Source organism: Variovorax sp. 770b2, assembly GCF_900115685.1.
Lineage (GTDB): Bacteria > Pseudomonadota > Gammaproteobacteria > Burkholderiales > Burkholderiaceae_C > Variovorax.
In genome coordinates, this window is the sequence record NZ_FOXJ01000004.1 from 125463 (window position 1) to 147952 (window position 22490).

Genomic DNA, 22490 nt, shown 5'->3' on the forward strand with positions numbered 1-22490 from the left:
CATGGCCACCGACCCCGCAAGAAGACCGCCGACCATCGACCCCACGGCGGCCGCGCGCTGGCGCCGGCTTGCGCCTGCCGAGGGCTCGCCATGGCTGCATGAAGAAATCGGCCGGCGCATGGAAGACCGGCTGCAATGGATCAAGGCGCAGCCCCGCACCTGGGCCGACTGGGCGCCGCTGCGTGGCGGTCTGGAGGCGCACGAATTGGTGGCGCGCCGTTATCGCGATGCCGCCTCTCATGTGATCGAGCCCGAACCGGCCCTGGCCGGCAAGACCGGCGAGGCGCTGGCCGCGCCCTGGTGGAGCGCACGCCGCTGGCAGGGCGGCAAGGCCCGCTTCGACGCGCCGCCCGAGGACGGCGTGGACCTGCTCTGGGCCAACATGTCGCTGCACATGGCCGCCGACCCCGAGGCGCTGATCTCCCAATGGCACCGGCTCGTCGCGACCGACGGCTTCCTGATGTTCTCGTGCCTGGGCCCGGACACCGTGCGCGAACTGCGCGCGCTGCATGCACGCCTGGGCTGGCCCGCGGCCGGCCACGAATACACCGACATGCACGACTGGGGCGACATGCTGGTGCACGCCGGTTTCGCCGAGCCCGTGATGGACATGGAGCGCATCGTGCTCACCTGGGCCACGCCCGAGGCCGCGCTGGCCGAGCTGCGCACGCTCGGGCGCAACCTGCACCCGGGGCGTTTCCCGGCGCTGCGCGGCAAGGCCTGGCACAAGGCGCTGAAGAGCGCGTTGCCCGAACTGGCGCCGGCCGAGGGTGGCAATGGCCACATCGCGCTGACCTTCGAGGTCATCTACGGCCATGCCTTCAAGCCGGCGCCGCGCGTGTCGCTCGCGGCCGAAAGCGCGGTGTCGCTGCGCGAGATGCGCTCGATGCTGCAACGAGGTCGGCCGGGTGCCTGATTGCCTAGTAGTAGTGACCCGTAGGCGTCCCACAGGGCCTGCGAGCGCCGGTATCTACCCGCTACAATCCGCCGTTGCGTGAAACTCGCGGGTATTGTCCCGCGATCGAGGGCCTGTTGGATCCCGTTTGTACGAGGGCGTACGAGGGGTTTGGCTACCATCGACGCACCGATTTGCTGAACTCGCCCGTGTCGAATTCCGTGTTTCGTTTTGCCACCGTTTCAGGCCAGAGCATTCACTGGTTCCTGAAGCGGAACTGCTCGGTGACCCCGAGCCAGCTGGGCTGGCTCTACGCGTCGCTGTGCGTGGTATCGCTCGGTATCGGTACGGTGTTCTGGCTGCACGGTGCGCCGCTGGTGCTGCCATTCGCCTGGCTCGAGCTGGCCGCGGTGGGTTTCGCATTCATGCTGTACGCGCGGCATGCGACCGATGGAGAACGGATCGCGTTGCAGGGCGGACGGCTGGTCGTGGAGCTCGAGGACGGTGGGCGCTACGAACGCACGGAATTTCTTCCGCACCAGGTGCGGATCGAACCGCAGACCAGCGATCGCTCGCTGATCGAGGTCTCGGGGCAGGGTCGATCAGTCAGGGTGGGGCGCTATGTACGCCCGGAGTTGCGTGCGGCACTGGCGCGCGAGATTCGCATGGCGTTGCGTGGCGCTTGAAGCGGCTTGCGCAGCGTTGCACGGTTGGGTTTGTCGAAAAAATTGAAGAAACGTGAACACGATGAAGAGCATTTGGCGCAATAAGTACAGGCCGGCGAATCTGTTGCTGGCGGCCGGCGCGGCTTTCAGCAGCGCGGCGCACGCAGTCAACGATCTGCCCGGCGGCCCCTCGGTTCGCCAGTTGAATCTTCCGGTCGGTGTGACCAAGATCGCGCAGGAGCAGCATCTGCTCCACACGATCATGATGATTCTGTGCACGGTCATCTTTATCGCGGTGTTCGCGGTCATGTTCTATTCGATCTGGAAGCACCGCAAGTCGGTGGGCCACAAGGCGGCCAACTTCCATGAATCGGTGGTGGTCGAGGTCATCTGGACCATCGTGCCCTTCCTCATCGTGATCGTGATGGCGCTGCCCGCCACCAAGGTGCTGGTGGCCCAGAAGGACACCACCAACGCCGACCTCACGATCAAGACCACGGGCTACCAGTGGAAGTGGGGCTACGACTACCTGAACGGCGAAGGCGAGGGCGTGGCCTTCATCTCCACGCTGGACAGCTCGCAGCGCGCGATGTCCGACGCAGGCGCCAAGGGCGCGATGCCCGACGACTACCTGTTCAAGGTCGACAACCCGATGGTGGTGCCGGTCAACAAGAAGGTCCGCATCATCACCACCGCCAACGACGTGATCCACGCGTTCGCAGTGCCGCAGCTGGGCTTGAAGCAGGACGCGATTCCCGGCTTCGTGCGCGACACCTGGTTCCGCGCCGAGACCGTGGGCGACTACTACGGCCAGTGCCAGGAACTGTGCGGCAAGGAACACGCCTACATGCCGATCCACGTGAAGGTGGTCTCGGCCGGCGACTACACGACGTGGGTTGCCGCCAAGCGCAAGGAAGCCGCCGCCAAGCTGGACGACCCGACCAAGGTCTGGACGCTGCCCGACATGTTGGTGCGCGGCGAGAAGGTCTATGCCGCCAACTGCGCGGCCTGCCACCAGGCCAACGGCAAGGGCGCGGGCCCGATCAAGGCGCTCGACGGCGACCCGAAGGTGCTGGACGCCGACCACTCGGTGCAACTGCACGTGCTGCTCAACGGCCAGAACAACGGCGCGATGCCTTCCTGGAAGCAACTGAGCGACACCGATCTCGCGGCAGTGGCCACGTACACCAAGAACAGCTGGTCGAACAAGACGGGCCAGCTGGTGCAGCCGGCCGAAGTGCTGGCCCTGCGCGGCAAGTGATACGGCAGCAGCAGCGCCCCGCGAAGAAGAAATTGCAAGGAACAACGAAATGAGTGCAGTCCTCGACCCCCACGGTCACGCCCACGGCGACCACGCACACGACGGCCACGACGAGCATCATGCGGCACCGACCGGCTGGCGCCGCTGGGTCTTCGCGACCAACCACAAGGACATCGGCACGCTCTACCTGCTGTTCAGCTTCACGATGCTGATGGTGGGCGGCATCCTGGCTCTCCTGATCCGCGCCGAGCTGTTCCAGCCGGGCCTGCAACTGGTGAACCCCGAGCTCTTCAACCAGTTCACCACCATGCACGGCCTGATCATGGTGTTCGGCGCCATCATGCCGGCCTTCGTGGGCTTTGCGAACTGGATGATCCCGCTGCAGGTGGGTGCCTCCGACATGGCGTTCGCGCGCATGAACAACTTCAGCTTCTGGCTGCTGATTCCCGCGGCGCTGATGCTGGTGGGTTCGTTCTTCATGCCCGGCGGCGCGCCGGCTGCAGGCTGGACGCTCTACGCGCCGCTCACGCTGCAGATGGGCCCCTCGATGGACGCCGGCATCTTCGCGATGCACATCATGGGCGCCTCCTCGATCATGGGCTCGATCAACATCATCGTGACCATCCTGAACATGCGCGCCCCCGGCATGACGCTGATGAAGATGCCGATGTTCTGCTGGACCTGGCTCATCACCGCCTACCTGCTGATCGCCGTGATGCCCGTGCTCGCAGGCGCCATCACGATGACGCTGACCGACCGCCACTTCGGCACCAGCTTCTTCAACCCCGCCGGCGGCGGCGACCCGGTGATGTACCAGCACATCTTCTGGTTCTTCGGCCACCCCGAGGTCTACATCATGATCTTGCCGGCCTTCGGCATCATCAGCCAGGTGGTGCCGGCCTTCGCCCGCAAGAAGCTCTTCGGCTACGCCTCGATGGTGTACGCCACCTCGTCGATCGCCATCCTGTCGTTCATCGTGTGGGCCCACCACATGTTCACGACCGGCATGCCGCTCACCGGCCAGCTGTTCTTCATGTACGCGACCATGCTGATCGCGGTGCCCACGGCCGTGAAGATCTTCAACTGGATCGCCACGATGTGGCAGGGCTCGATGACCTTCGAGACGCCCATGCTGTTCGCGGTCGGCTTCATCTTCGTGTTCACGATGGGCGGCTTCACCGGCCTCATCCTCGCGGTCGCACCGATCGACACGCAGCTGCAGGACACCTACTACGTGGTGGCCCACTTCCACTACGTGCTGGTGGCCGGCTCGCTGTTCGCCATGTTCTCGGGGTTCTACTATTGGGTGCCCAAGTGGACCGGCGTGATGTACAACGAAACGCGCGGCAAGGTGCACTTCTGGTGGTCGCTGATCTCGTTCAACGTGACCTTCTTCCCGATGCACTTCCTGGGCCTGGCCGGCATGCCGCGACGCTACGCCGACTACCCGATGCAGTTCGCCGACTTCAACGCCCTGGCGTCGGTCGGTGCCTTCTTCTTCGGTTTCGCGCAGGTGTACTTCTTCCTCTTCGTCGTGCTGCCGACCATGCGCGGCAAGGGCGAGAAGGCTTCGCAGAAGCCTTGGGAAGCAGCTGAAGGCCTGGAGTGGGAAGTGCCGTCGCCGGCGCCGTTCCACACCTTCGAGAACCCGCCCAAGCTCGATCCGACCGCCACCAAGGTGATCGGTTGATCGACCGCACGACGATGACGACACCCGAGCAAAGAAAGAACAACCGTCGCATGGGGCTCACGCTGGCCTCCATCGCGGTGATCTTCTTCATCGGTTTCATCGTGCGCATGGTCTTCTTCAGCGGTCGCTGACCGCCCACCGAACGGGAGCAGCACCCATGAGTCTCGGCCAACGCATCCGCCGCGCCAATGTGCGCATGGTCGGCAAGCTCGCCGTCGTGACCTGCGGCATGTTCGCCTTCGGCTACGCGCTGGTGCCGATGTACCGCGCGATCTGCGAGATGACCGGCATCAACATCCTTGCGCTCTCCGAGCTCGAGGTGCCGGGCGGAGCGAGCGGCGGCAAGAACGTGCGCGTGCCCGACAACACGCAGGTCGACATGACCCGCACGATCAAGGTCGAGTTCGATTCCAACGTGCGCGGCGGCCTCTGGGACTTCAAGCCCGCCGAGCGGACCATCGAGGTGCACCCGGGCCAGCTCAACACGGTGATGTACGAGTTCCAGAACGTGCAGAACCGCCGCATGGCCGCGCAGGCCATTCCCAGCTACGCGCCGCAGCAGGCGGCGCCCTATTTCAACAAGCTGGAGTGCTTCTGCTTCAACCAGTACACGCTCGATCCGGGCGAGAAGAAGCAGTGGCCGGTCGCATTCGTGATCGACCCAAAGATCTCCAAGGACGTGAAGACCATCACGCTGTCGTACACCTTCTTCGAGGTGGGCGGCAAGACGCCGCCAGCGCCCGTAGCCGCCGTTTCGAGCCCCGCCAATGAGCCGCGCTCGTGACCTCGCCAGGCAGCAAGAAGGCTTCGCTTTGGGACACCATCAAGGCGGTCGGCTGGTCGTTCTTCGGTGTCCGCAAGAACAGCGCCTACCAGGAAGACCTGGGCAAGCTGAATCCGTTGCACATCATTGCGGTGGCGTTCGTCGCAGTGATCGTCTTCGTCGTCGGGCTGGTGCTGCTGGTGCGGCATGTGGTTGCCACGGCCTGACGAAGAAACCCACGACAAGCAGAATCCATTGAATCGAGAGAAGAAAGAAAGCCAGGAGCTGATATGAGTTCAACCACCCACGGCACCACGCCCTACTACTTCGTGCCCGGACCATCGGCCTATCCGGTCATGGCGGCGACCGGCCTGTTCTTCGTGATCCTCGGGGCGGCGCAATGGATCAACGGCCACGAGTGGGGCGCCTGGTCGCTCGCGGCCGGCATGCTCGGCTGGCTCGGCACGCTCTTCGTGTGGTTCCGCGCGGCCATCGGCGAAAGCGAAGGCGGCCAGTACGGCCACAAGGTCGATCTCTCGTTCCGCTGGAGCATGAGCTGGTTCATCTTCTCCGAAGTGATGTTCTTCGGCGCCTTCTTCACTGCGCTGTGGTGGGCCCGCACCCACTCGCTGCCGGCGCTCGGGAGCCTGGACAACGCGATCCTCTGGCCCGACTTCAAGGCCGTGTGGCCCAGCGTGGCTGCCGGTGCGACCGCTTCGCCGGCCGACATCGTCGAGCCGTTCCAGACCGTGGGTCCGTTCTGGCTGCCCACCATCAACACCGCGCTGCTGCTGAGTTCGGGCGTGACGCTCACCATTGCCCACCACGCGCTGCGTGCCGGCCATCGTGCGCAGACCATCCGCTTCATGTGGCTCACCGTGCTGCTGGGCATCGTCTTCCTGGGCGTGCAGGGCTACGAGTACCACCACCTGTACACCGAGCTGAACCTGAAGCTCAGCTCGGGCACCTACGGCTCCACGTTCTTCATGCTGACCGGCTTCCACGGCCTGCACGTGTTCATCGGCATGCTGATGCTGCTGTTCATCACGCTGCGCCTGCAGAAGGGCCACTTCACGCCCGAGCGCCACTTCGGCTTCGAAGGCGCGGCCTGGTACTGGCACTTCGTGGACGTCGTGTGGCTGGGTCTCTACATGCTGGTCTATTGGCTTTGAGCGAAGAACCTCGCGGCATTCCAGAAAAAAGGCGCCGTAAGGCGCCTTTTTCATGGTTCTCCTGGAACGAGCACCATCTACTTGCCGAGCGGGAGCCCGGTGGGCTGGATGTAGCCGAGTTTCCAGGCGAGCAGCATGCAGAGGAACAAAAACACCGACAGGCCGATCCGAAAGGTGAGCGCGCGCGCCATGCCGCCGCTCTTGGCGCGCCCATTGCGCCCGTCCTTCAGCATGAAGTACAGCGCAAATCCGAGGCTCGCGAAGATGCCCAGGAACACCAGGACGACGAAATATTTCATGACCCGCATTATCGGCCGCACGCCCCGTCCTCTCCAGTGATCCCCGAACCCCTGAACAGCGAAGCGCCGCCCCGCCCCGGCCGCTTCTGGCTCATCACCATCGCGGCCATCCTGACGGTGGCCGCCACCGTCTCGCTGGGCCGCTGGCAGCTCTCGCGCGCCGCGCAGAAAGAAGCGCTGCAGGCCAGCATCGACGCCCAGAAGCAGAAGCCCGCGCTCGATCAGGCCGAGTTCCTGGCGCTCGAGATGGCGACCGATTCGCTGCACCGCCCGGTGCGCCTGCGCGGCCTCTGGCTCACGCCGCAGACGGTGTACCTGGACAACCGCCAGATGCACGGCGTGCCCGGCTTCTATGTGCTCACGCCCTTCGCCCTCGAAGGCACCGAGCAGACGGTGATGGTCCAGCGCGGCTGGGTGCAGCGCAATTTCGTCGACCGCACGAAGCTGGGGGCGGTCGACACGCCCGCCGGCATCGTCGAGGTCACGGGCCTGATCGAGCCGCCGCCGAGCCATCTGCTCGAACTGGGCACACCGGCCGCCGCCGCGCCCGCGTCGGCACCCGCTCCGGCTGCTTCCGCGCCCCTGCAGGCACCCGCCGCCGAGGGGTCTTCGTCCATCCGGCAAAATCTCGACCTGGAGGCGTTCCGTGCCGAGACCAAGCTGCCGCTGCGAACCGATGTGTCGCTGCAGCAGACCGGGCCGGCCTCCGAGGGCCTGCAGCGCGACTGGCCGGCCCCGGCGCTGGGCTTGGAGAGGCACTACGGTTACGCATTCCAGTGGTTCGGCCTCTCGGCCCTCGTCGTCATCCTCTATGTCTGGTTCCAATTCATCACCCCCTTCCGCCGCTCGCGGCGCCGCGCACGCGATGAACGCCGCCTCTGACGAACCGCTGGGCCTGACGGTGCACTCGATGCCCTCGCCCAACCAGGCGCTCGACGGCGCCGAGGGCCGGCGCACGTCCGTCGGGCGCTGGAAGATGATCGCGGTGCTGCTGATGTGCGCGGCGCCGGTCATCGCGTCGTACTTCACCTACTACGTGATCCGCCCCGAGGGCCGCAGCGTCTACGGCGAACTGATCAACCCGCAGCGCGAACTGCCCCGGCTGACCGCCACCGACCGCAACGGCGCGCCGGTCGATGTCGCCACGCTCAAGGGCCAGTGGCTCCTGGTCGCGGTGGCCGATGCGGCCTGCGACGCGCTGTGCGAACAGCAGCTCTACCTGCAGCGGCAATTGCGCGAGAGCCTGGGCCGCGAGAAGGACCGCATGGACCGCGTCTGGCTCGTGAGCGATGCCGCGCCGATACCCGAGCGCCTGAACAACGGCCTGCATGGCGCGACGGTGCTGCGCGTGCCGGCCGACCAGCTGGCCAAGTGGCTGGCGCCCATTTCGGGCCACACCCTCGGCGAGCACCTCTTCGTGGTCGATCCGATGGGCAACTGGATGATGCGTTTCCCCGCGCGCATGGACGCCGCGGGCGCGAGCCGCGCCAAGCGCGACATCGATCGCCTGCTGCGCGCCTCGTCCTCGTGGGACGAACCCGGCCGCTGACCTGCCCATGACGGACACGAGCTCCCTGTACGACCTCGCACCGATCGCCTGGCTGATGGCGGCCGGCGTGCTGATCGCGCTCGGGCCGCTCATCTGGGTGTGGCGCCGCAATGCGGGGCACGGCCCGGCGCGGCGGCTGCATGCGTTGACGGTGCTCACGCTGTTCCTCACCTTCGACCTCACGCTGTTCGGCGCCTTCACGCGACTGACCGATTCGGGCCTTGGCTGCCCCGACTGGCCCGGCTGCTACGGCAATGCCAGCCCGGTCGGCGCGCGGCACGAGATCGCGATGGCGCAGTCGGCCCAGCCGAGCGGGCCGGTGACGCACAGCAAGGCGTGGGTGGAGATGGTCCATCGCTATCTGGCGACGGGCGTGGGCGTGTTGATCCTGACGCTGGCCGGTGCAACCTGGATCGTGCGGCGGCGCCAGTCGCGCCAGCCCGCGGCGCCGGCTGACGGTGACCACGCCACGCTCAGCGCATGGTGGCCGGCAGCGACGCTGGTCTGGGTGTGTCTTCAGGGGGCCTTCGGCGCCATGACCGTCACCTGGAAACTCTTCCCCGCGATCGTCACGCTGCACCTGCTCGGCGCCATCGTGCTGCTTGCGCTGTTGTGCATCCAGGCGGTTCGCTATCGGCAGGTTGCCGCAGACCGCTTGCCGACCCTGGTGTCGCCGGCCCTGCGCAACGGGTTGATCGCGACCACCGTCTTGCTCCTGCTGCAGATCGCGCTCGGCGGCTGGGTCAGCACCAACTACGCGGTGCTCGCCTGCACCCAGTTCCCGACCTGCCAGGGCAGTTGGTGGCCGCCGATGAATTTCGCGCAGGGCTTCGAGATCTGGCGCCACCTGGGCGTGACCGGCGACGGCCAGCCGCTCGATTTCTCGGCGCTCACGGCGATCCACTACGCGCACCGCTTGATGGCGTACGCGGTGTTCGCCGCACTGGGCGTGCTCGCCTGGCGCCTGCGCCGCATCGACGCGCTGCGCCCGCAGGCCCATTGGCTGGCCGGCTTGGCGCTGCTCCAGCTCGCCACGGGCCTGGGCAACGTGCTGCTCGGCTGGCCGCTGGCCGCCGCCGTGCTGCACACCGGCGGCGCCGCGGCGCTTGCCGTGGTGCTGACCTGGGCGCTGTGCGAGAGCCGCCGCGAAGCCGTTGCGACCGCCCCGGCGCGTGCCGACGACAATGCACGCGGTACCCCCACGACCTCCACCTCGAAGAAAGCCCCCGCGTGAGCACCCCGATTCCCGTTCAGCACACCAGCACCGCGAACGTGCTGCGCCAGTTCTACGCGCTCACCAAGCCGCGCGTGGTGCAGCTGATCGTGTTCTGCGCGCTGATCGGCATGGTGCTGGCCGTGCCCGGGCTGCCCTCGTGGTTCGACGTGCGGCGCGCCGTGCTCGCCTGCATCGGCATCTGGCTGGTGGCCGGCGCGGCGGCGGCGTTCAACTGCCTGGTCGAGAAGGGCATCGATGCCAAGATGAAGCGCACCGCCTGGCGCCCCACCGCGCGCGGGCAACTCAGCGACATGCAGGCGCTGGTGTTCTCTGCGCTGCTGTGCGCGGCGGGTTCGGCGCTGCTGTGGTTCACGGTCAACCCGCTCACCATGTGGTTGACCTTCGCCACTTTTGTCGGCTATGCGGTGATCTACACCGTGATCCTCAAGCCGCTGACGCCGCAGAACATCGTGATCGGCGGCGCCTCGGGCGCGATGCCGCCGGTGCTGGGCTGGGCCGCGATGACGGGCGACGTGGGGCCCGAGGCGCTGATCCTCTTTCTCATCATCTTTCTGTGGACGCCGCCGCATTTCTGGGCGCTCGCGCTCTACCGCGTCGAGGACTACCGCAAGGCGGGCCTCCCGATGCTGCCGGTCACGCACGGCAACGAGTTCACGCGGCTGCAGGTGCTGCTCTACACCTTCATTCTTTTCGCGGCGTGCCTGATGCCCTTCATCTACGGCATGAGCGGCTGGCTGTACCTGGCGGTCGCGGTGGCCGTGAGCATCGGTTTCACGGGCTATGCCTTTGCGCTCTGGCGCAACTACTCCGACACGCTCGCGCGCAAGACCTTCCGCTTTTCGCTGATCCACCTGAGCGTGCTGTTCCTGGCGCTGCTCGTGGATCACTACCTCCATTGAATAGAACCCCCCCTCGTCCCATGAACAAGCGCAACGCTCTCCAACTGATCGCCGGCAGCATGGCCGTGGCGGCGCTGGGTGTGGGCCTTGCGGCCTGCAGCGAAACCAAGCAGAGCTTCAATGCGGTCGACATCACCGGCGCCGACTACGCCAAGGACTTCTCGCTGAAGGACGCGGACGGCAAGGTCCGCACCATGGCCGACTTCAAGGGCAAAGCGGTCGTGCTGTTCTTCGGCTACGCGCAGTGCCCCGACGTCTGCCCGACCACGATGACCGAGATGGCGCAGGTCAAGCAGCAACTGGGCAAGGACGGCGACAAGCTGCAGGTGCTGTTCGTCACCGTCGATCCGGCGCGCGACACGCCCGAGGTGATGAAGGCCTACATGGGCGCGTTCGACCCGAGCTTCGTCGCGCTGATTCCGACGGCCGACGAGCTCACCGCGACCGCCAAGGACTTCAAGGTCTACTACAAGAAGGTCGACGGCAAGACGCCCACCAGCTACTCGATGGACCACTCGGCCGCGAGCTTCCTCTACGACCCGCAGGGCCGGCTGCGGCTCTATGCGCGCTACGGCGCGGGCGTGCCGGCCATGGTGTCGGACCTGAAGACGCTGCTCGGTTCCTGAGAGGGGCAGGCCCATGGACGCCGCGGTTGCAGTTGTCGCATCGGTCGATCATTTGAAGACGCGCAAGGGCGCCTTCCGCATTGCGCTCATTCCGCCCGAGGTGCTGCGCGCCCTCAACGACGGGCTGCTCGAAACCGTCAACCTCAATGAGTTCATGGCGCTCGAGCTGCCGCAACTTGCTCGCAGCGTGGCGGGCCATGTCGGGCTCGATGCGGCAAGCGAACGCTTGGTCGACACCATCGCCATGCTCGGCGCCTTCAAGCCGATGCAGCGGCACACCCACATCGCCCGTGCGCTCTACGACCTGACCGCGCTTCACGCCGAGCGCGATGCTGTCGCGCACCGGCTGGCCACGCACGCGAGCGACGTGGCTCGATGCTGGGCGGCGCAGTGGGTGACGCTCTCTGGACTGCCCTTGCCGGCGCAACTGGAGGCGGTGCGCCGCTTCGCCGCCGATCCGCATTTCGGCGTGCGCGAGATCGCCTGGATGGCGGTGCGCGACGCGGTCATTGCTTCGATGGACGAGGCGCTCGCGCTGCTGCAGCCGTGGGTGTTCGACGCCGACCCGAACATCCGCCGCTTCGCCAGCGAACTCACGCGGCCGCGCGGCGTGTGGTGCGCGCAGATCGAGGCGCTCAAGGCCGAGCCCTGGCGCGCGCTGCCGCTGATCGAGCCGCTGCGGGCGGACGGCAGCCGCTATGTGCAGAACTCGGTGGCGAACTGGCTCAACGATGCGAGCAAGACGCAGGGAGAGTGGGTCGAGAAGCTGTGCAAGCGCTGGATTGCGGAGTCGGACACCGACGCCACGAGGTACATCGCCAAACGGGCGCTGCGGACGCTCTCCAAAGGCCCATGAAAAAAGCCCGGCAGTGCCGGGCTTTTTGCTGGGAGAGGGTGGCTTACGCGTAGTCCGCCAGTGCCTTCTTCATCTTCTTCATCGCGGCGACTTCGATCTGGCGGATGCGCTCGGCGCTCACGCCGTACACCGCGGCCAGGTCGTGCAGCGTCATGCCGCCCGAACCGTCGTCGTTCACCTTGAGCCAGCGCTCTTCGACGATGCGGCGGCTGCGGTCGTCCAGCGCTTCGAGCGCGGTCGCGATGCCGTCGCTCGACAGGCGGTCGCGCTGCTGCGATTCGAGCAGGGCGGTCGGTTCCTGCGTGGCGTCGGCCAAGTAGGCGATGGGGCCGAAGGCTTCGTCGCCGTCATCGGACGGACCCGGATCGAGCAGCACGTCGCCGCCCGACAGGCGGGTTTCCATCTCGAGCACTTCCTCGGGCTTGACGTTCAGCCGGGTCGCCATCTGCGACACCTCGTCGGGGCTGAGCGTTTCGCGGTGCGTGCCGTTGTCGGACGCCGCCGAGTCGGCCTTGAAGCCCTGCTTCATCGAGCGCAGGTTGAAGAACAGCTTGCGCTGGGCCTTGGTCGTCGCGACCTTGACCATGCGCCAGTTCTTCAGGATGTACTCGTGAATCTCGGCCTTGATCCAGTGCATGGCGTAGCTCACCAGCCGTACGCCCTGGTCGGGGTCGAAGCGCTTCACGGCTTTCATGAGGCCGACGTTGCCTTCCTGGATCAGGTCGCCGTGCGGCAGCCCGTAGCCCAGGTATTGGCGGGAAATGGAAACCACGAGGCGCAGGTGCGACAGGATCAGCGCGCCGGCGGCGTCCAGGTCGTTCTGGTCGCGCAGCTTGCGTGCGAAGCCCTGCTCTTCTTCGAGCGTGAGCAGCGGCAGGCGGTTGGCGGCCGAGATGTAAGCATCCAGGTTGCCCAGCGGGGGGACCATCGACCATGGGTTGGCGACGGCCAGCTGGTTGGCAGAGACTCCAGACAGCGATGTCATCAGGGGAAACTCCTTTGTATTGGGCATATTAGCACTCGGTTAGAGGGAGTGCTAAATCAAGGGTTCCCTTGAGTTCCTATCGTTTTGATAGCCAAAGGCTACCAACGGATCCCCAGCTTCAAGAACGGCTTCGACAAGACGAACAGCGGGCCGACCCAGAGGTATTGGATGTCTTCGAAGAACGAAGGTTTCTTGCCTTCGATCTTGTGGCCCACGAACTGAAATATCCACGCCACCACGAAGATGGCGGCTGAAATCGGCAAAACAAGCCCGCCCATCGCATGCACCAGCGCCAGGGCCAGCGCGGTGAGCACCAGCATGGTCAGCAGGAAAGCCGGCGCGCGCAGCAGCGCGTAATAGACGAGGCTGGCAGCGACGAAAACGTAGGCCACCCACGGATGAATCGCAAACAGCAGCCCGACGATGCTCAGCATGATCGCGGGAATGGCGATGTAGTGGACCAACTCGTTGGTCGGATGGCGGTGGCTTTCGTCGTAGTGCGCGAGCAGCCGGTCGACCTTGCGGTCGCTCGTGGCCAGCGGGGCGGCGGCGGTGTGCATCATGGTGAGTCTCCAGGGCAAGGGCGCCGTTCGGTGCGGCGGAAGTCCGATGGTGCCCACGGCGCCCGGCAATGACAAGCAGAGAGCAAGCGCGGCCAGCCAGGCAAGTGCGGTTTTGCTACTGAAAAAGTAGCAATTCCGCTCCGGTGGGCGCGCCGTGTCATGACTTAGGGCACTGTCGCCCGCGGATTGCGCAGCTAAGATCAAACGCGTGGCTCCCTTCGATTCCTCTTCCACGCCTGCGCCCGAGACCGCGGGGGCGGGTCTTCCAGTTCGCGCGCCGACCGCGATCCTGGTCGTGGACGACCACGATCTGCTGCGCCTGGGGGTCTGCGCGCTGGTGCAGGCGCAGGCCAGTTCGTCCGGCGCGCGCATCGAGGTCTTCGAGGCCGCCAATGTGGCCGATGCCCTCGCGCTGTACGACACCCACCAGGCGGCCATCGGCCTCGTGCTGCTCGACCTGGCGCTGCCCGATACCCACGGCCTGAGCGGCCTGGCCGAGTTCCGGCTGCGCTTTCCGGCGGCGCGCATCGTGGTGCTGTCGGGCACCGGCAACAGCACGCTGGCGCAGGGCGTGCTCGCCCTGGGGGCCAGCGCTTTTCTCCCCAAGTCGGCCGACCTGAAGGAGGTGGTGAGCTTCATCCGCGCCTGCGGCCTGCTCGACCCCGAAGCCGCCGGCAACCCGCCGCCCGCCGTGCCGAAGGCGCTCAGCGGCTACGCCGAGTTTGCCCACGCCAGCGCCTGGCAGGAGCTCACGCCGCGCCAGATGCAGGTGCTGCAGTGGGTGCTCGAGGGCAAGGCCAACAAGGAAATCGCCCAACTCGCCAACCTGAGCGAGGGCACGGTGAAGAACCACGTCTCCACCATCCTCCTGCTGTTCGGCATGCGCTCGCGCGCCCAGTTGATCAGCACGCTGCACTGAGAAGCCGTGAGCGACCCGTCCGCCGACCACACCCTCGGCCAGCGGGTCCTGCGCGAGCACGTCGCCTCGGTCTACGACACCTACCGCATCTCGACGCTGACCCACATGACCTTCGTGGTCGTGTTCGGCAGCATCATCTATTCGCAGCTGAAGAACCCGAGCCTGCTGTTCTGGCTGGCCGGCCTGCTGGGCGCCGACATCTACGTCTACTTCACGCCGCGCTGGACCCCCTTGCGGCCCGCGCGGGAAAGCGCGTACTGGGCGCGAAAGATCTCGCGCATGGTCACGCTGGTCAGCATGATCACGGCGGTGGTGCCCTGGCTCATCGTGCCGTACGACAACCTGCCGATGACCTCGCTGCTGATGGCGGTGATCGTGGGCAGCTGCGCCCGGGCGGCGCAGTCGCTCTGGCCGCTGAAGTCGGCGCTGTTCGGCTACACGCTGCCGATGTCGCTGGGGCTCATCACCGCGCTGGCCTGGCAGGGCGATGGCCTGCATCTTTTCCTGGCGGCCGCCGGCGCGGCCTACCTGCTGCTGACGCTGCGCGCGGGCATCGGGCAGCACAAGCTCTTGACCGAATCCCTCATGCTGCGCTTCGAGAACGAGGCGCTGGCCGCCCGCCTGGGCGAGCAGATCGCCGCCACCGAGCGCGCGAGCGAAGAGAAAACCCGCTTCCTCGGCACCGCCAGCCACGACCTGCGCCAGCCGCTGCACGCCATCGCGCTCTTCGGCGCCGCGCTGGAGAACGAACTGCGCGACCGCCCCGAAGGCCGCAACGCCCAGCGCCTGATGCGCGCGGTGAACGCGCTGGGCGCCTCGCTGGACACCATGCTGGACGTCTCGCGGCTGGATGCGGGCGTGATCACCGCGGTGCCGCAGCCGGTGCAGCTGGATGCGCTGTTCCTGCCGCTCAACCACACCTTCTCGGCCCGCGCCGAGCACAAGCAGCTGCAGCTGCGCGTGCGCGCCAGCGGCCTGTGGGTGCACAGCGATCCGCAGCTGCTGCACCGCATGCTCTCCAACCTGATGGACAACGCGCTCAAGTACACCGCGCACGGCGGCGTGACGGTGATGGCGCGCGAGCGCGGCGATTCGGTGTGGGTGGAGGTGCGCGACACGGGCGTGGGCATCGCCCCCGAGCAGTCGGGCCGCATCTTCGAGGAGTTCTACCAGATCAACAATCCCGGCCGCGACCGCTCGCGGGGGCTGGGCATCGGCCTGTCGATCGTGCAGCGGCTCTCGCGGCTGCTCGGGCATCCGGTGCAGATGCATTCGCGCCCGGGCCGGGGCACCCACTTTCGCGTCGTGCTGCCGGCCGCGCGTGCCATGGCCGGCGGGCTGGTGCCGGCTTTTCCGTCCGACACCGGCGAGGTGCAGGCATCGCAGCCCAAGGCCGCGCTGGCGCTGCCGGGCCGCGTGCTGCTGCTGGACGACGAGCTGGAGATCCGCGAGGCCATGACCGGCCTGCTGCGCTCCCATTCGATCGATGCGCACGCCGTGGCCGACGAGGCCGGTGCCGCCGCGGCCCTGCAATGGGCCCGCCGCGAGGGGCGCCCCTTCGACCTGCTGCTGTGCGACTACCGCCTGGCCGACGGCGCCGACGGGCTGGACGCCGGGCTTCGCCTGAGCCAGGGGGCGGGTAGGGGGGAGGGCGAGGGCGAGGGCGCCGCCGAAATCCCGCTGCTGCTGATCACCGGCGAGACCTCACCCGCCCGCCTGCAGCGCGTGCGGGAATCGCAGGTGCCGGTGCTGTTCAAGCCGGTCGTGGCGGCCGCGCTGTTTCAGGCGATGGCCGAACTGGCCGCGCCGAAGCCGGCTTCTCCGCTGCAGCCATCGGTGCTTGAAAACATTGGTAGTCATTGAGTGCGCATCGCCTGATCGATCACCGGATCTATCGGCGAACGGCATGACTTTCGGCACTGGTGAGCAGTCGCTGCGCCGAATATCTTCACTGCATGCCGATGGGGCCTCAGGGCTGTCACCCGTCTCCGACACAGGGAGCAACATGCTGAAAAATTCGCTGAAACGCACGGGCTGGATCACCGCCGCGGTGTTTGCCGTTGCCGGTTGCGCCAGCACCGACAACAACCTGCAGCGCGAGACGGCACGCTCGATCGGCGGCAACGTCACGCCCGAGCAGGTCACGGTGTCGAACATCGATCGCGGCGCCACCAGCGTCAAGTGGCAAGCCGTTGCGCCCAGCGGCCGCTACGCCTGCAGCGCCGACGACATGGTGCGGCGCGTGCTTTGCACACGGAGCAAATAACAGGGGGAAGGGAGAGAAGAAGAAAGTGAGAAGCGGCCCCGGCGCAAGCGGGGGCCGCTTTTTTTATCTGAAATCGGCCGAGGTCAACCGAAATCAGCCCAGGAGTGCCTGCGCGAATTCGCGCGCGTCGAAGGTCTCCAGGTCTTCGAGCTTCTCCCCCACGCCGATGAAGTAGACCGGAATCGGCCGCTCGCGCGCAATGGCGCACAGCACCCCGCCCTTGGCCGTGCCGTCCAGCTTGGTCACGATGAGGCCCGTGAGGCCCAGCGTCTCGTCGAAGGCCTTGACCTGCGCGAGCGCGTTCTGCCCCGTGTTGCCGTCGATCACCAGCAGCACCTCGTGCGGCGCGGTGGCGTCGGCCTTGGTGACCACGCGCTTGATCTTCCTGAGCTCGTCCATCAGGTGCAGTTGCGTCGGCAGGCGGCCGGCGGTGTCGACCAGCACCACGTCCTTGCCGCGCGCCTTGCCGGCGTGCACCGCGTCGAAGCTCACGGCCGACGGGTCGCCGCCCTCGTTGCTCACGATCTCCACCGTGTTGCGGTCGGCCCAGACCAGCAGTTGCTCTCGCGCCGCCGCCCGGAAGGTGTCGGCCGCGGCCAGCAGCACCGAGGCGCCTTCGGTGGCCAGGTGCTTGGTGAGCTTGCCGATGGAGGTGGTCTTGCCCGCGCCGTTGACGCCGGCCACCATGATCACGGTGGGCGTGTACTGGCCGATGACCAGCGGTTTCTCGAGCGGGCGCAGCAGGTCGGCGATGGCTTCGGCCAGCAGCACCTTGACCTGCGCCGCGTCGGTGGCCATCTGGCGCTTGACGCGGCCCTTCAGGTCGTCGAGCAGGTACTCGGTGGCCCTGACGCCGGTGTCGGCCATCAGCAGGGCGGATTCGAGCTCTTCGTACAGCGCATCGTCGATCTGCGCATTGACGAACACGGCCTGGATGCCGGTGCCGGTCTTGCGCAGGCCGGTCTTGAGCTTGTCGAACCAGCCTTTGCGCTCGGGGGGCGCTGCCGCTTCGACGACGGCGGGTTTCGGGGCAGGGACGGGCGCAGGGGGCGGAACCGGGACCGGGGCAGGCGCTGCAACCGGCGTTGGCACGGGCGCTGGAATCGGGGCCGGGGCCGGCGCGGGCGCTGGCGATGCCACCGGGGCCGGCGCAGGAACCACCACCGCAGGCGCTTCGACCGGTGCGGTCGTCGCCTCTTCGGCGGCCGGCTTCCCGCCAAACCAGCTCGAAGGCGAGAACACCGAACGTGCGGGAGCGGGCTCGGCAACGGGTGCGGGGGCGGCGGGCGGAGCGACCGGGGGCGTCGGCGCCGGCGCGACCGGGGTTTCGGCAGGCGGTTTTTTCTTGAAGAAACTGAACATCAGGAGCTTTTTACAATCCGACCCATTCTATGAAACACCTCTCGCCACGCAGTGCTGCGTCTGGTGCGGTGCTGGCGGTGGCGCTGATGGCGTCCGGGGCCATGCCTGCGCAGGCCCAGTCCACACCGGCCCCCGCTGCATCTTCCGCCGCCACCGCGGCCGCACCGGGCCCTCAGCAATTCACCCTCGCGAACGGCATGACGCTGATCGTCCAGCCCGACCGGCGCGCGCCGACCGCGGTGCAGATGGTCTGGGTCCGCGTCGGCTCCATGGACGAGGTCGACGGCACCTCCGGCGTGGCACATGCGCTCGAGCACATGATGTTCAAGGGCACGAAGGACATCAAGCCCGGCGAGTTCTCGCGCCGCGTGGCGCAGCTGGGCGGGCAGGAAAACGCCTTCACCACGCGCGACTACACCGGCTACTACCAGCAGATTCCGGTCGGCAGCCTGGAGCAGGTGATGAAGCTCGAATCCGACCGCTTCGCCAACAACCAGTGGCCCGACGACGAGTTCAAGCGCGAGATCGAGGTCGTCAAGGAAGAGCGGCGCCTGCGCACCGAAGACCAGCCCCGCGCGCTGCTGGGCGAGCAGCAGAACGCCGCCGTCTTCACCGCCTCGCCCTACCACCGCCCGGTGGTCGGCTGGATGAGCGACCTGGACGCGATGACGCCCGCCGACGTGCGCGATTTCCACAAGCGCTGGTACGTGCCGGCCAACGCGGTGCTCGTGGTGGCCGGCGACGTCGATGTCGCCAAGGTCCGCGCGCTCGCCGAGAAGTACTACGGCCGCATTCCGTCCGGCGCGGTGCCCGCGCGCAAGCCGCGCGTCGAGCCGGCGCAGCGCGGCATCCGCCGCCTCGAATTCAAGGCACCCGCCGAGCAGGCCTACGTGTCGCTGGCCTACCGCGTGCCGCAGCTGGCGAACATCGACGACACGAACAGCGATTCGTGGGCGCTGGTGGTGCTCTCGGCGGTGCTCGACGGCTACGCCGGTGCGCGCCTGGACCGCGCGCTGACGCAGGGCCCCGACCGGGTGGCCGATTCCGCCGGCGCCTATTCGGGCTTCGTCGGCCGCGGCCCGCAGCTCTTCGTGCTCGACGGCGTGCCCGCCGCCGGCAAGAGCGCCGAAGTGGTCGAAGCCGCGCTGCGCGCCCAGGTCGCGCGCGTTGCGAAGGACGGCGTGGGCGAGGCCGAACTGGCCCGCGTCAAGACCCAATGGGTGGCCAGCGAAACCTACAAGCGCGACTCGGTGATGGCGCAGGCGCGCGAGCTCGGCAGCAACTGGGTCCAGGGCCTGCCCCTGGACGCGAGCGAGCGCATCGTCGCCCGGCTGCAGGCCGTCACCGCCGCCCAGGTGCAGGCCGTGGCCGCCAGGTACTTCGGCGACGACCAGCTCACGGTGGCCACGCTGCGTCCCTTGCCGCCCGAAGCCAAGCCCCGCGGCCGCGGCTTCGCGGCACCCGCAGGCGAGCTGCGTTGAAAGACAGGTCCGAAACCACCATGAACACTCTCAAGAAACTGGCGCTGCGCGCCGTGCTCGCGGGCACCGCCACGCTCGGCCTCGGCACCGCGCAGGCCGCGCTGCCCATCCAGCACTGGACGCTTGCCAACGGCGCCAAGATCTATCTCGTCGCCACCAACGCGCTGCCGATCGTCGACGTGCAGGTCGACTTCGACGCCGGCAGCCGGCGCGACCCGGCGCCGCAGGCGGGCCTGGCCAGCGTGACTTCGGCGATGGTCGAGAAGGGCGTGCGCGCCGGCAAGAATGGCGAGCCGGCGCTCGACCAGAATGCCCTGGGCGAAGCCTGGGCCGACCTGGGCGCGAGCTTCGACGTGAGCGCGGGCACCGACCGCATGAGCTATTCGCTGCGCACGCTCTCCGACCCGGCGCTGCTCGGCAAGGCCGTCGCGCTGGCCTCGCGCGAGATCGGCGAGCCCTCGTTCCCCGACGACGTGTGGCTGCGCGAGCGCGAACGCATCAACGCCGCCATCAAGGAAGCCAACACCAAGCCCGCGACCATCGCGGGCCGCACGTTCGGGCAGGACGTCTACGGCGTGCATCCCTATGGGCAGGAGGTCACCGAGGAAACGCTCGCGCGCATCGACACGGCCACCATGCGCCAGCGCTACCAGGCGCTCATCGTGCCGTGCCGCGCCAAGCTCAGCATCGTGGGCGCGGTCACGCGCGCCGAGGCCGAGTCGGTGGCGACCACGCTGCTGTCGCGCCTCCCCGCAGCCGACAGCTGCGCGCCGCTGCCCGCCATTGCGCCGGTGGCCGCGCTTACTGCGCCGAAGGACGAGCGCATTCCGTTCGACTCGGCCCAGGCCCACGTCTTCATCGGCCAGCCCGGCTACCCGCGCAAGGACCCCGACCACTTCGCGCTCAACCTGGGCAACTACGTGCTGGGCGGCGGCGGTTTCGTCTCGCGCCTGACCAACGAGGTGCGCGAGAAGCGGGGCCTGACCTACAGCATCTACAGCGGCTTTGCGCCGGGGCTGGACGCGGGCGCGTTCCGCATCGGCTTCCAGACCCGGCCCGACCAAGCCGAAGAGGCGGTGAAGATGTCGCGCGAAGTGCTCGCCAGGTTCGTGGCCGAAGGCCCGACCGAGAGCGAATTGAAGGCCGCGAAGGACAACCTGATCGGCGGCTTTCCGCTGCTGCTGGACAGCAACCGCAAGCTCATCGGCAACGTCGCGAACATCGCCTGGCACGACCTGCCGCTGGATTACCTGGACACCTGGACCACGCGCATGAATGCCGTCACGGCGGCTGAAGTCAAGGCGGCGTTTGCGCGCAAGCTGCAGCCGGAGCGGATGGTGACGGTGGTGGTGGGCGGGAAGTAGCCGTAGCCGCTATGCCAGCGCGTGCGGGCCGCCGGTCGCGGCCGCACGCACCGCCGCGCCCAGCCGCCTGAGCAACTGCGGCGCCGCACGCGCCTGCTGCCAGTAGAGCGGCACCGGCAGCGTCGAGCCCGGCACCAGCGCCACCAGCGTCCCCTCGCGGATCGCTTCGGCCACCATGCTGGCCGGATGCATGCCCCAGCCCATGCCCGCGCACGCCGCCTCGACGAACGCGTTGGGCGATGGAATCCAGTGCCGCGGCGTCTCCACGTTGCGGTGGCAGACGCGGCGCACCCAGCGCGCCTGCAGGCGGTCCTTGCGGTCGAACACCAGGCTGGGCGCGCTGGCCAGCGTTCGCGCGCCGACGCCCTTGGCGAAATGCCGCTTCACGAATCCGGGGCTTGCGGCCGCCACGTAATGCATCGTGCCCAGCGCCTCGCTGTTGCAGCCGGCGACCGGCTGGGCCAGCGCGGTCACCGCCGCGAGCACGGCGCCGCTGCGCAGGCGTTCGGCGGTGTGGTCCTGGTCGTCCACCGTGAGGTCGAGCAGCGCGGCTTCCTCCTGCGCGGCGAAGGCGGCTGCGGCGGCCATGAACCATGTGGCCAGGCTGTCGGCGTTGACGGCCACGCGCACCGTGACGCGCTCGTCCGCCTCGCCGCCGCCCATGCCGAGGGCGGGGAGGGCTTCTCGCAGTTCGTGCTCCAGCATGCCCACGCGCTCCACGTGCCGGCACAGCTGCAGGCCCGCTTCCGTGGCGACGCAGGGCTGGCCGCGCACCAGCAGCGCGCCGCCCGTGCGCTCCTCCAGCAGCTTCACGCGCTGCGAGACGGCCGAGGGCGTGACGTTCAAGGCGCGCGCGGCGCGCTCGAAGCTGCCTTCGCGCACGACAGCGGCCAGGGCGTTGAGGGCGGCGTAGTCGAGCATCGGTGTTTAGCCAAACTGAATTGAAGTTAGGAGGTTTAGTTTGAATTAATCCGCAGCGCACGGCAAGCTCGCACCATGTCTGCCGAATTCGCCACCACCGCCTTCCTGAACGGGCTCTTCATGAGCCTGGTGCTCATCGTCGCCATCGGCGCCCAGAACGCCTATGTGCTGCGCCAGGGATTGCGGCGCGAGCACGTCGCTGCCGTGGTGCTGTTCTGCGCGGCCAGCGACGCCGTGCTGATCGGCGCCGGCGTGGCCGGCATGGCACAGGCGCTGAAGGGGCGGCCGATGCTGGCGACGGTGCTCGCGGGGCTCGGCGCGGCGTTCCTGTGCGCCTACGGCCTGCGTGCGCTGTGGCGTTCGCGCCAGCCCGGCGCCCTGCAGGCGGCGGCGCAGGGGGGCTCGCTCTCGCGCGCGGCCGTGGTGGCGCAGGCGGCGGGCTTCACGCTGCTGAACCCGCATGTCTACCTGGACACGGTGCTGCTGGTGGGCAGCGCGGGCGCGCAGTACGCGGGCTCGCTCAAGGTGTGGTTCGTCGCGGGCGCCTCGGTGGCGAGCGTGCTGTGGTTCACCTCGCTGGGCTTCGGCGCACGGCTGCTCGCGCCGGTGTTCGCGCGTCCGCGCGCCTGGCAGATGCTCGATGCGCTGATCGGCGGCACCATGCTCGTGCTGGCCGCCATGCTGGCCCGGCGTGCGCTGACGGGCTTCTGATCGGCC

Annotated in this window: 25 protein-coding genes; 20 read left to right on the plus strand and 5 right to left on the minus strand. The window is 67.8% G+C overall.

Annotated features, from left to right (window positions below):
• The first annotated feature begins 1 nt into the window (after position 1).
• The 8 genes from BM133_RS22270 (at position 2) to BM133_RS22300 (ending at position 6446) form a co-directional block, all read left to right on the plus strand.
• Complete coding sequence (locus BM133_RS22270) at positions 2-916, plus strand: class I SAM-dependent methyltransferase (protein WP_093438533.1); 915 nt, start codon at positions 2-4, stop codon at positions 914-916.
• A 188-nt stretch (positions 917-1104) separates the two neighbouring features.
• Positions 1105-1581, plus strand: coding sequence for a DUF2244 domain-containing protein (locus BM133_RS22275; protein WP_093439357.1), 477 nt, complete (start codon positions 1105-1107; stop codon positions 1579-1581).
• Positions 1582-1642: 61 nt separating this feature from the next.
• A complete protein-coding gene (gene coxB / locus BM133_RS22280) occupies positions 1643-2821 on the plus strand; it encodes a cytochrome c oxidase subunit II (RefSeq protein ID WP_093438536.1) in 1179 nt (392 codons plus the stop codon).
• A 49-nt stretch (positions 2822-2870) separates the two neighbouring features.
• A complete protein-coding gene (ctaD, locus tag BM133_RS22285; RefSeq protein ID WP_093438538.1) occupies positions 2871-4511 on the plus strand; it encodes a cytochrome c oxidase subunit I in 1641 nt (546 codons plus the stop codon).
• A gap of 14 nt (positions 4512-4525) precedes the next feature.
• Positions 4526-4642 (plus strand): cytochrome oxidase small assembly protein, encoded by a 117-nt coding sequence (locus BM133_RS35365; protein WP_007836360.1) that lies wholly within the window; start codon positions 4526-4528, stop codon positions 4640-4642.
• Positions 4643-4668: 26 nt separating this feature from the next.
• Complete coding sequence (locus BM133_RS22290; RefSeq protein WP_093438541.1) at positions 4669-5295, plus strand: cytochrome c oxidase assembly protein; 627 nt, start codon at positions 4669-4671, stop codon at positions 5293-5295.
• Positions 5292-5501 (plus strand): DUF2970 domain-containing protein, encoded by a 210-nt coding sequence (locus BM133_RS22295; protein ID WP_093438542.1) that lies wholly within the window; start codon positions 5292-5294, stop codon positions 5499-5501. The genes BM133_RS22290 and BM133_RS22295 overlap by 4 nt, the downstream gene beginning before the upstream one ends.
• Positions 5502-5564: 63 nt before the next feature.
• Entirely contained in the window at positions 5565-6446 is an 882-nt protein-coding gene (locus BM133_RS22300; RefSeq protein WP_093438545.1) for a cytochrome c oxidase subunit 3, read from the plus strand.
• 77 nt (positions 6447-6523) lie between these two features.
• Here BM133_RS22300 and BM133_RS22305 read toward each other — a convergent pair whose 3' ends face one another.
• A complete protein-coding gene (locus BM133_RS22305; protein ID WP_093438547.1) occupies positions 6524-6754 on the minus strand; it encodes a twin transmembrane helix small protein in 231 nt (76 codons plus the stop codon).
• A 27-nt stretch (positions 6755-6781) separates the two neighbouring features.
• On the opposite strand from BM133_RS22305, the gene BM133_RS22310 reads away from it, so the two are divergent.
• From BM133_RS22310 to BM133_RS22335, 6 genes are read left to right on the plus strand one after another with little or no spacing between them, the layout of a single operon-like run.
• The gene (locus BM133_RS22310) at positions 6782-7627 is read left to right on the plus strand and encodes an SURF1 family protein (protein ID WP_093438550.1); all 846 of its coding nucleotides are present in this window, start codon (positions 6782-6784) and stop codon (positions 7625-7627) included.
• Positions 7611-8294: a hypothetical protein gene (locus BM133_RS22315; RefSeq protein WP_093438553.1), complete on the plus strand. Its 684-nt coding sequence runs from the start codon at positions 7611-7613 to the stop codon at positions 8292-8294. The genes BM133_RS22310 and BM133_RS22315 overlap by 17 nt, the downstream gene beginning before the upstream one ends.
• Before the next feature lie 7 nt (positions 8295-8301).
• Entirely contained in the window at positions 8302-9528 is a 1227-nt protein-coding gene (locus BM133_RS22320; protein ID WP_093438555.1) for a COX15/CtaA family protein, read from the plus strand.
• Positions 9525-10430: a heme o synthase gene (gene cyoE, locus BM133_RS22325; protein ID WP_093438558.1), complete on the plus strand. Its 906-nt coding sequence runs from the start codon at positions 9525-9527 to the stop codon at positions 10428-10430. Before BM133_RS22320 ends, cyoE begins: the two co-directional genes overlap by 4 nt.
• A 20-nt stretch (positions 10431-10450) precedes the next feature.
• Positions 10451-11056: an SCO family protein gene (locus BM133_RS22330; RefSeq protein ID WP_093438560.1), complete on the plus strand. Its 606-nt coding sequence runs from the start codon at positions 10451-10453 to the stop codon at positions 11054-11056.
• A gap of 13 nt (positions 11057-11069) precedes the next feature.
• Positions 11070-11912: a DNA alkylation repair protein gene (locus BM133_RS22335; protein WP_093438563.1), complete on the plus strand. Its 843-nt coding sequence runs from the start codon at positions 11070-11072 to the stop codon at positions 11910-11912.
• 43 nt (positions 11913-11955) lie between these two features.
• Here the strand turns inward: BM133_RS22335 and rpoH are convergent, their stop codons facing one another.
• Both rpoH and BM133_RS22345 read right to left on the minus strand, forming a co-directional pair.
• Positions 11956-12897 (minus strand): RNA polymerase sigma factor RpoH, encoded by a 942-nt coding sequence (gene rpoH / locus BM133_RS22340; protein ID WP_093438565.1) that lies wholly within the window; start codon positions 12895-12897, stop codon positions 11956-11958.
• Positions 12898-12995: 98 nt separating this feature from the next.
• The gene (locus BM133_RS22345; protein ID WP_093438568.1) at positions 12996-13460 is read right to left on the minus strand and encodes an Mpo1 family 2-hydroxy fatty acid dioxygenase; all 465 of its coding nucleotides are present in this window, start codon (positions 13458-13460) and stop codon (positions 12996-12998) included.
• A gap of 208 nt (positions 13461-13668) precedes the next feature.
• Between BM133_RS22345 and BM133_RS22350 the strand changes: the two genes are divergently transcribed.
• The 3 genes from BM133_RS22350 to BM133_RS22360 all read left to right on the plus strand — a co-directional run bounded on the left by BM133_RS22350 (position 13669) and on the right by BM133_RS22360 (position 16645).
• The gene (locus BM133_RS22350) at positions 13669-14379 is read left to right on the plus strand and encodes a response regulator transcription factor (RefSeq protein WP_093438570.1); all 711 of its coding nucleotides are present in this window, start codon (positions 13669-13671) and stop codon (positions 14377-14379) included.
• Positions 14380-14385: 6 nt separating this feature from the next.
• The gene (locus tag BM133_RS22355) at positions 14386-16242 is read left to right on the plus strand and encodes an ATP-binding response regulator (RefSeq protein WP_093438573.1); all 1857 of its coding nucleotides are present in this window, start codon (positions 14386-14388) and stop codon (positions 16240-16242) included.
• Between the two features lie 142 nt (positions 16243-16384).
• On the plus strand, positions 16385-16645 hold the full coding sequence (locus tag BM133_RS22360) for a hypothetical protein (RefSeq protein WP_093438575.1): 261 nt from the start codon (positions 16385-16387) through the stop codon (positions 16643-16645).
• 93 nt (positions 16646-16738) lie between these two features.
• On the opposite strand, the gene ftsY is transcribed toward BM133_RS22360, so the two are convergent.
• On the minus strand, positions 16739-18007 hold the full coding sequence (gene ftsY, locus BM133_RS22365; protein ID WP_093438578.1) for a signal recognition particle-docking protein FtsY: 1269 nt from the start codon (positions 18005-18007) through the stop codon (positions 16739-16741).
• Between the two features lie 29 nt (positions 18008-18036).
• On the opposite strand from ftsY, the gene BM133_RS22370 reads away from it, so the two are divergent.
• Both BM133_RS22370 and BM133_RS22375 read left to right on the plus strand, forming a co-directional pair.
• Positions 18037-19488 (plus strand): M16 family metallopeptidase, encoded by a 1452-nt coding sequence (locus BM133_RS22370; RefSeq protein ID WP_093438580.1) that lies wholly within the window; start codon positions 18037-18039, stop codon positions 19486-19488.
• A gap of 20 nt (positions 19489-19508) precedes the next feature.
• Positions 19509-20852, plus strand: a complete 1344-nt coding sequence (locus BM133_RS22375) for a M16 family metallopeptidase (RefSeq protein WP_093439359.1) — start codon at positions 19509-19511, stop codon at positions 20850-20852.
• A 9-nt stretch (positions 20853-20861) separates the two neighbouring features.
• Here BM133_RS22375 and BM133_RS22380 read toward each other — a convergent pair whose 3' ends face one another.
• The gene (locus BM133_RS22380; protein ID WP_093438583.1) at positions 20862-21773 is read right to left on the minus strand and encodes a LysR family transcriptional regulator ArgP; all 912 of its coding nucleotides are present in this window, start codon (positions 21771-21773) and stop codon (positions 20862-20864) included.
• A 75-nt stretch (positions 21774-21848) separates the two neighbouring features.
• Between BM133_RS22380 and BM133_RS22385 the strand changes: the two genes are divergently transcribed.
• The gene (locus BM133_RS22385) at positions 21849-22484 is read left to right on the plus strand and encodes a LysE/ArgO family amino acid transporter (protein WP_093438585.1); all 636 of its coding nucleotides are present in this window, start codon (positions 21849-21851) and stop codon (positions 22482-22484) included.
• Positions 22485-22490 lie beyond the last annotated feature (6 nt).